This is a genomic window from Rhodoblastus sp. (assembly GCF_052145335.1).
Lineage (GTDB): Bacteria > Pseudomonadota > Alphaproteobacteria > Rhizobiales > Beijerinckiaceae > Rhodoblastus.
This window is the reverse complement of record NZ_JBKQOU010000337.1, coordinates 1-8,280: the sequence shown is the minus strand read 5'-3', so window position 1 is coordinate 8,280 and position 8,280 is coordinate 1. Positions and strand designations below refer to the sequence as shown.

Below are 8,280 nucleotides of genomic sequence, written 5' to 3'. Positions count from 1 at the left end.
CTCTCCTCCTTCCAGAAGGGAGCGAGAAGCTGGGCGCGGATATTGGCGGCGCTGGCGGCTTGAGCCGAACAAAGGCGGAAACGAGCGGCAAAGCTGATTCGCGCCCGTTTCGTTCGCGCATTGGTCGAGGATTCCCGATTTTGGTCGCCAACAACTGGGCTATTAAAACAATTAGTTAACCACGCACGCCGTCATTGCCGCGTCTCGCCTCGCTGCTCGCCATTACGGCTGCGTGGAAGGCGCCCCGCTCCCCGATGACTTCGCTTAAACCAAAGGTCGCCCCTTGCTCCCCTGGGTTCTCCTCGACACTGCAAGAATTCCCGGCGGCGGCGAGCTAAAGCTCAAGCGGCGGGGGAGCGAATTCTCGATCATGCTCGGCGACAACGAGCTGATGAACTCGCGCCTTTCCGGTTCGGAGGAGGCGCTGGCGACGCTGAGCGCCGCGAAGATCGGCGATCGGCTGGCGCCCCATGTGCTGATCGGCGGGCTGGGCATGGGTTTCACCCTGCGCGCCGCGCTGAAGACGCTCGGAGCTTCGGCCCTCATCGAGGTCGCCGAACTCGTCCCCGAAGTCATCGCCTGGGCGCGCGGGCCGATGACCGAGGTTTACGCCGGCTCCCTCGAAGATTCCCGCGTAAAAATCACGGAGGGCGACGTTGGCCGGATCATCCGCTCCAGCGCCGGCGCCTATGACGCCATCCTGCTCGATGTCGACAACGGACCCGACGGACTGACGCGCATGGCCAATGACGGTTTGTACGATGGCCCGGGCCTGGCCGCCGCGCGAAAATCGTTGAACCCCGGCGGAGTTCTGGCGGTCTGGTCTTCCGGGCCCGACGGGGATTTCACCCGCAGATTGCGCAAGGCCAGGTTCGAGGTCGAGGAAAATCGCGTCCGCGCGGGGCGGTCGAAAGGCGCGCGGCACATGATCTGGATCGCGACGCGCGCTTGAGCGTTGCTGGGAACAGAAAGCGACGGAGACGAAAAGCGATTCGTGCCGGTTTTGATCCGCCAATGATCGGCGTTTCCCGATTCTGGCCGCCGCGGCGCCGGCGAGCAGCGCAAGTCGTTAACTACGCCGCCGTTGAGAGGGAACGACCCCACGGAACAAAGCGGCAAAAGCCCAAAAAGCCGATTCGTTCCGGTCCTATTCCCGTCCCGGTCCGGCAATCCCGTTTTGGGCCGGTCGCCAGGGCGCATGGCAGGAAACCGTTAACGCTGTTTTTTTCGCGCCGTTTTCTTCGCCGCTTTCGGGACCTTGCCCGGCCAGGCGACGATATGCTCGACGATCTCGTCGATCGACACCTCGTCCTCCAGCGGGCCGACCCTTCCCAGAATGGAGATTCCGGCTTCGACCACGCTCTCCCGGCGTCCGCTGACCAGCGGATGCCAGTGGGGCAGATCCTCGCCCCGGGCGATCAGGCGATAGGCGCAGGTCGGCGGCAGCCATTTCAGCGCTCCGGCGTTTTCAGGGTCGAGGCGCAGGCAATCCTTGACCCGGCGCGAGCGATGCCCGTAATCGGCGCAGCGGGCGGCCTTGACGTCGAGCAGGCGGCAGCCGACATCGGTGAAGTGGATTTCGCCGGTGTCCTCGTCCTCCAGCTTGACCAGGCAGCAGCGGCCGCAACCGTCGCACAGGCTTTCCCATTCCGCTTTGGAAAACTCCGCCAGCTTGCGGCCGCGCCAGAAAGGCGGCTTCGGCTTGTCTGGAGGGGTTTTTGCGTTATCTTTCATAGGCGCCTGTTCCGAATGGGCGCAAAACCCGCTGGCGCCGCGCTTGCGCCGCCGACGGGCGGCCGGAATGGTAATTTCCGCTTGGGGATGCGCCGACAGGTCTTGCTCGTCAAGAGGGCGCCAACAATGTTAAACCATTCGCTCGTCGCGCAGGCCAACAAGCTGGAGCAGCGTTTTGGCTTTTGATTTCCGCAAATCCCGTCTGTTTCGCGCCCTGCGCAACGCCATGCTGGCGTTCGACTCCTGGATCGATTCCTCGCTTTACAACGCCGGCGCGGGCGTGGGCGGGCTTTGGCGCGATTTTTCCGGCTTCATGGAGCGTTTTCATGTCCGCGGCGCCACCCGCGTCGCCGTTGAACTCGCCTGCGAGGCGCTGACGCTCGGCGTATTCGGCGGACTCTTGATGGTGGCTTTGGCCCAGCCCGCCATACGCCTCACCGGCGCCAGCGACTGGCTGAAAAAAACCGATCTCGCCGTGACCTTCCAGGACCGCTATGGCCTCGAAGTCGGACGGCGCGGCATTTTGCACGACGATGCGGTGACCCTCGACCAATATCCCGATTATGTCGTGCAGGCGGTGCTCGCCACCGAGGACCGGCGCTTTTTCGAACATTGGGGCGTCGATCCGATCGGCCTGGCGCGGGCGCTGAGCGTTAACGCCCGCAACTCCGGCGTGGTGCAGGGCGGCTCGACGCTGACCCAGCAATTGGCGAAAAACCTGTTCCTGTCGAACGAGCGCACGATCACGCGGAAGATCAACGAAGCCTTTTTGTCGTTCTGGCTCGAAACCCACCTGACCAAGAAGCAGATCCTCCAGCTTTATCTCGACCGCGCCTATATGGGCGGCGGCGCCTTCGGCATCCAGGCGGCGGCGCAATTCTACTTCGGCCGTTCGGTCAAGGACGTGACCCTGGCGCAGGCGGCCATGCTGGCCGGCCTGTTCAAGGCGCCGACCAAATTCGCGCCCCACGTCAATCTTCCCGCCGCCCGCGCCCGCGCCAACGACGTCTTGAACAATATGGTCGTCGCCGGTTATCTGCGCGAAAACCAGATCGCCGAAGCCCGCCGCAATCCCGCCTCGCCGGTCGATCGGGGCGCGGAGGCGACCACGCCCGACTGGTATCTCGACTGGGCCTTCAATGAAATCAAGGCGCTGGCGGATTCCGGCAAGCTCGGCGCGGATCGGGTCATCACCGTGCGCACGGCGCTGGATTCCAGCGTGCAGAAACAGGCCGAGGCGACCATCGACACCATGCTGCGGCAGAGCGGACCGAGCTATCACGCCAGCCAGGGCGCGGCGATCGTCCTGGAGCCGCTCGGCGCAGTGCGCGCCATGGTCGGCGGGCGCGATTACGGCGTCAGCCAGTTCAATCGCGCCACCGACGCCCAGCGCCAGCCCGGTTCGTCCTTCAAGCCCTATGTCTATCTGACCGCGCTGACGACCGGCAAATTCACGCCGACGACGACCGTGGTGGACGGGCCGATCTGCGACAACAACTGGTGTCCGAGAAATTACGCCAACTCCTATGGCGGCTCCATGCCGATGTGGCAGGCCCTCGCCCATTCGCTGAACACGGTGGCCGCACGCCTGACCCAGGCCATCGGCAACGGCGACTGGAAGCGCGGCCGCGCCAGCATCATCACGACCGCGCATCGCCTGGGCGTCACCGCGCCCTTGCCCGACACACAGTCGCTGCCGCTCGGCGCCGACGAGGTCAGCGTGATGGACCAGGCCACCGGCTATTCGGCTTTCGCCAATGGCGGCAAGCGGATCAAACCCTATGCGGCGCTCGAAATATTCAACAGCCGCGGCGACCTGATCTACAGCCACGACCGCGACGCCGAACAGCCGCAGCAGGTGGTAGAACCGCGCTTCGTCAACGAGCTCGTCTGGATGATGACCCAGGTGGTCGAGCAGGGCACCGGCCGCCGCGCGGCGCTGGAGGGGATCAAGGTCGCCGGCAAGACCGGCACCACCAACGCATTCAAGGACGCCTGGTTCTGCGGCTATACCGGCAATTTCGTCGGCGTCGTCTGGTATGGCAACGACAGCGGTGAGCCCATGGTGAAGATGACCGGCGGCACGCTGCCGGCGATGACCTGGCACGACATCATGCAATTCGCCCATAGCGGCGTCGATCTCAAACCTCTGCCGGGCCTGTCGCTTGAGGCTGAAACGGCGCCGGTGGTGCAATTGACCACGGCGGAGGGCGGACAGGCGCCGCGCCGGCGCGAACAATTGTCGAAAAAATCCTCCGAAGTTTTGGGCTCCATCGAAACGCTGATGAAATCGACCGCCGCCCGCCGGGTTGAGGTGGACAAGCCCGGACCGAATTTTGCCGGGCGTCCGGGGGCCATCATGGACTTGCGCTAGATAGTTTGCGCCGAAACAGCCGCCCCAAACCCATCCTCTCCGGATCGACGCCGAGCGCCTTGCAGCCGCCGACCATGGCGCCGCCGTAAACGATCAATCCGGTCAGGCCGAAACAGGCCAGGGCGATCAGGCTGCCGAAAGAGCCGAGGCGCCCGGCCAGGGCGGCAAACGGCGCTTGCAGCCACAAGGCGATATTGGTCAGGACCACGCCAGCCGTCGCGGCCGCGAGCAGGACCTTCTTCAAGGTCTCGTCCGGCTGGAAAAGATAGCGGCGCAGGCCGAGGAAGATCAACGCGCCGAGATTGATCCAGGCGTTGGCCGACGTCGCCAGCGCGATGCCGACCGCGCCAAGCGGCTTGTAGAGCAGGATTTTCAGCAGCAGGTTGATCGCGAGCGCGCCTAGCGACACCAGCATCGGCGTCTTGGTGTCGCCCATCGCCTGAAAGCCGGAGCGCAGCGCATTGATCGCCACCATCGCCAGCAGGCCCGAGCCATAGGCGCGCAAAACCGCCGCCGTGGCCTGGGTATCCCCGGCGTGAAAGGCGCCATGCTGGAACAGCGCCCCGACGATCACCTCTGGAATGACCATGAAGGCGACGACGAAAGGCGCTGTCAGGGCGGCCGTCATGGCGATGGTGCGATTCTGCGCGGTAAAGGCGCCTTCCCAGTCCTCGCGGGCGAAATAGCGGCTCATCGCCGGCAGCAGCACCGTGCCCGCCGCCACGCCGACCAGCCCTATCGGCAACTGGTAAAGCCGCTCGGCGTAATAGATCGACGACATGCCGCCGGTTTGTAGCAGCGAGCCGATGATCGTGTCGGCGAACATGGCGATCTGCAGGCCGGATGAGCCGATCACCGCCGGGCCGAACATGCGGAAAAAGGCGCGCACGTCGGCGCCGAAATGCGGCCGGACGATCTTTTCCATCAGGCGCGAGCGCCGCGCGGAAAGCATCAGCAAAGCCAGCTGGGCGAGGCCGGAAACCGTCACGCCCGCCGCCGCCGCATAGGCCGCGTTGGGAAAAAGGAAGGAAACGCCAAGAAAAGCCATGGTGACTACGTTCATCAGCACTGGCGCGAAGGCGGCGACGGCGAATTTGCCATGGGCGTTGAGCGTCGCCGAATGCATTGTGACCAGGGTGACGCAGAACAGATAGGGGAAAGTGATGCGCGTCAGGCTGACCGCGAGGCTGAATTTTTCCGGATCGGCGGCGAAACCGGGCGCCATCAGATGGACGAAACAGGCATGAACAGCCAGCCGAGCGCCAGAAGAATCACCTGCGATATCAAAAGCAAGGTGAAAATCTGATTGGCGAAGCGGCGCGCCGACCAGACATCGGATTGCTCATAGACGCGCAGATAGGTCGGGACATAGGCGGCGTTGAACGCCCCCTCCCCGAAAATCGCGCGGAAATGATTGGGCAGGCGCAAGGCGACGGCCAAGGCGTCGCCGAGCAGGCCCGCCCCGACCATGCCGCTTAGCATCACATCGCGCAAAAAGCCGGTCAGGCGCGACAGCAGCGTGAAACCGCTGACCGAGAGGAAACTTTTGAACATGGCGCGCCGATAGTTAAAGCGTTTTCAGGCGAAGCAGATATCGGTTCGCGTGAATAAAACGCGCAAAATCAAGGAACTAGAACCAATATCCGATTCGATCGGATCGGATCGGAAAAGACTCCAGGGAGCGGTCCCGGTTAAGGCATGGTCCCGGCAGGGCGTCAAGACTTTGCGCGGTGGTCTTCTTTCAGCGCCATCTCGCCCGTACTCGCGGCCTGCATCTGGCAGTCGGGCGCGCTGACCGCTTCGGGCGTCCGGGCCTCGCCGATCCTCTCCGCGACGAGATAGAGCGGCCTTCCCTTCACTTCGGCGAAGACGCGGCCGATATATTCGCCGAGCACGCCAAGCGAAATCATCTGCACGCCGGCGAAAAACATGATCGAAACGATCAAGGAGGCGAAGCCCGGCACGGAGACCCCGATCACCAGAGCCTCCAGCAGGAAGTAGACGGCGCTGAGCAGCGCGAAGGCCGCGATGATCGTCCCGATATAGGTCCAGGCTTTCAGCGGCACGGTGGTGAAGGAGACGATGCCGTCGAAAGCGAAACGGGTGAGCTTCCGATAGGAAAACTTCGACTCGCCGGCATGGCGCTCCGCCACGTCGAACGGCACCCCGATCGATTTGAAGCCGATCCAGGCATAGAGACCCTTGCTGAAACGCGCCCGCTCGCGCAAGCCTCTCAGCGCTTCGAGCGCCACACGGTCGAGCAGGCGAAAGTCCCCGGCCCCTTCCGGCAGCTCGATTTCGCCGAGCACCCGAAACATCCGATAGAATTTATGGGTCAGCCATTTGCGCGCCGCCGAATCGGTGTCGCGGCTTTGCCGGACGCCGTAAATATTCTGGTAGCCGTTGCGCCACATGCGGACGAAATCCAGGATGGCTTCCGGCGGATGTTGAAGATCGGCGTCCATGATCACCGCGCCCCGTCCACGCGCCGCGTCGACTCCGGCGGCAATGGCGATTTCCTTGCCGAAATTGCGCGAAAACGACAGGGCTCGCACCCTCGGGTCAGCCCGATTGATTTCGCGAAGGACCGTCAGCGTCGCATCGTGCGAGCCGTCGTCGATGAACAGGATTTCGAAACTTTTAACGCAGGCCAGCGCGGGGATCAGCCGGTCGAGCAGCGGACGCAGGTTTTCGCATTCATTGAAAACCGGCACGATCACCGAAAGCTCGGGCGCATCTGCGCCTGTATCGATTGGCATGATCATTTCCACTTGCGCGCCATTATGTTGCAGGTCCCATTCCTCTCGAAAAAGCCGAACAAGCTTTTAAGTACAGGTTTGGGGATTTCCCATGGCGCTCATCTAGGCCGTGGCGCGAAAATGCGCAAGAAAAGGCTCCATGTTGAAAAAAACCTCGAAAAAAACTTCCTTCGCGCTTTGCGCCGACGATTTCGCCCTCTCGCCCGCGGTGAGCGCAGGGATTCTCGAGGCCCTGGCCGCCGGGCGCCTGACCGCGACCTGCGCGATGACCACGCAAGCCTCCTGGCCGGACGCCGCGCGCAAATTTCGTGCTATGGCGCCCCGCGCCGATCTCGGCCTGCATTTCAATCTCACCCTCGGCGGCCCTTTGGGCAAGATGCCGAAATTCGCCCCCGACGGCGCCTTTCCGGCGATGAACACCATTGTCCCCACGGCCTGGCGCGACGCACTCCCCCGCACGGAAATCCTGGAAGAGTTGCGCCGCCAGCTCGACGCTTTCGAGGCCGCCCAGGGCGCGCCGCCCGATTTCGTCGACGGCCACCAGCATGTCCATGTCCTGCCGGGGATCGCCGACGACCTGATCGCGGAACTGGCCCGCCGCAATCTGGCGGGTAAAATCTGGCTGCGTGACAGCGCCGACCGCCCAAGACGTATCTTTGCGCGCGGAAAACATTGGGGCAAGGCGCTGACCGTCGCCGGTCTGGCGCACGGCTTTCGCAAAAAAGCGCAGGCGGCTGGTTTTGCCCTCAACGACGGCTTTTCCGGCTTTTCCGATTTCGACCCGCAAGGCGACTACGCCGCCGATTTTGGCACTTTCCTGAGGGCGCCGGGTGAAAGGCCGCTGATCATGTGCCATCCCGGCCATGTCGACGACGAACTGGCGCGGCTCGATCCGGTCACGCAGTCCCGTGAAACGGAGCTGGCGTTTTTAATGTCGGAGCGCTTTGAGGAGGTGATGGCGGCGGCCAATGCCAGTTTGGCAAGGTTTTCGGACATGTGAAGGACGGATCGCATGGCGCCTATCGTCCGCCCGTAACGCTGGAGCTATTGGATTTGCGATCAAACCGACTTAATCGTTTGAGGAAGGCGCGGCTCCATGAGGCTCGCTCTCTGGCGCATGTTCTTCCTGCATCTCCGTTGAAGGCGGCGGATAGGGCGTGATTGAGCCCGGCTCGCCCTCCGGCGCGCCGCCATATTCCTGCCTTTCCGGCGAGGGCGGCGGATAGGGGGCAGTTGACCCAGGTTCGTCCTCCGGCGCGCCGCCATAGTCCTGCCTTTCCGGCGAGGGTGGCGGATAGGGCGCAGTTGACCCGGGTTCGCCGTCCGGCGCGCGATCCAATTCCTGCCTTTCCGGCGAAGGTGGCGGATAGGGCGCAGTTGACCCGGGTTCGCCGTCCGGCGCGCGATCCAATT

5 protein-coding genes and 2 pseudogenes are annotated in these 8,280 nt (G+C 63.6%); 3 read left to right on the top strand and 4 right to left on the bottom strand.

Features of this window, described 5'->3' with window-relative positions:
- Nucleotides 1-283 precede the first annotated feature (283 nt).
- Nucleotides 284-952: a spermidine synthase gene (locus ACLP2E_RS20620; protein WP_442460795.1), complete on the top strand. Its 669-nt coding sequence runs from the start codon at nucleotides 284-286 to the stop codon at nucleotides 950-952.
- Between the two features lie 260 nt (nucleotides 953-1,212).
- Here ACLP2E_RS20620 and ACLP2E_RS20615 read toward each other — a convergent pair whose 3' ends face one another.
- Nucleotides 1,213-1,734: a YcgN family cysteine cluster protein gene (locus ACLP2E_RS20615; protein WP_442460796.1), complete on the bottom strand. Its 522-nt coding sequence runs from the start codon at nucleotides 1,732-1,734 to the stop codon at nucleotides 1,213-1,215.
- Nucleotides 1,735-1,909: 175 nt separating this feature from the next.
- On the opposite strand from ACLP2E_RS20615, the gene ACLP2E_RS20610 reads away from it, so the two are divergent.
- Nucleotides 1,910-4,108, top strand: a complete 2,199-nt coding sequence (locus ACLP2E_RS20610; protein WP_442466967.1) for a transglycosylase domain-containing protein — start codon at nucleotides 1,910-1,912, stop codon at nucleotides 4,106-4,108.
- Here the strand turns inward: ACLP2E_RS20610 and murJ are convergent.
- Nucleotides 4,092-5,578 (bottom strand): annotated as a pseudogene (murJ, locus tag ACLP2E_RS20605) (murein biosynthesis integral membrane protein MurJ). The gene ACLP2E_RS20610 and the pseudogene murJ overlap by 17 nt on opposite strands.
- A 245-nt stretch (nucleotides 5,579-5,823) precedes the next feature.
- Entirely contained in the window at nucleotides 5,824-6,867 is a 1,044-nt protein-coding gene (locus ACLP2E_RS20600) for a glycosyltransferase family 2 protein (RefSeq protein WP_442466966.1), read from the bottom strand.
- A gap of 139 nt (nucleotides 6,868-7,006) precedes the next feature.
- Here ACLP2E_RS20600 and ACLP2E_RS20595 point away from each other — a divergent pair, with 139 nt between their 5' ends.
- Entirely contained in the window at nucleotides 7,007-7,867 is an 861-nt protein-coding gene (locus tag ACLP2E_RS20595; protein WP_442463718.1) for a ChbG/HpnK family deacetylase, read from the top strand.
- A gap of 69 nt (nucleotides 7,868-7,936) precedes the next feature.
- On the opposite strand, the pseudogene ACLP2E_RS20590 reads toward ACLP2E_RS20595, so the two are convergent.
- Nucleotides 7,937-8,280, bottom strand: a pseudogene (locus ACLP2E_RS20590) (hypothetical protein); the annotation flags it as partial.

Excerpts from the sequence above, each read along its gene's own strand:
- ACLP2E_RS20615 (WP_442460796.1), bottom strand. The coding sequence starts at position 1,734 with ATGAAAGATAACGCAAAAACCCCTCCAGACAAGCCGAAGCCGCCTTTC.
- ACLP2E_RS20600 (WP_442466966.1), bottom strand. The coding sequence starts at position 6,867 with ATGCCAATCGATACAGGCGCAGATGCGCCCGAGCTTTCGGTGATCGTG.
- ACLP2E_RS20595 (WP_442463718.1), top strand. The coding sequence starts at position 7,007 with ATGTTGAAAAAAACCTCGAAAAAAACTTCCTTCGCGCTTTGCGCCGAC.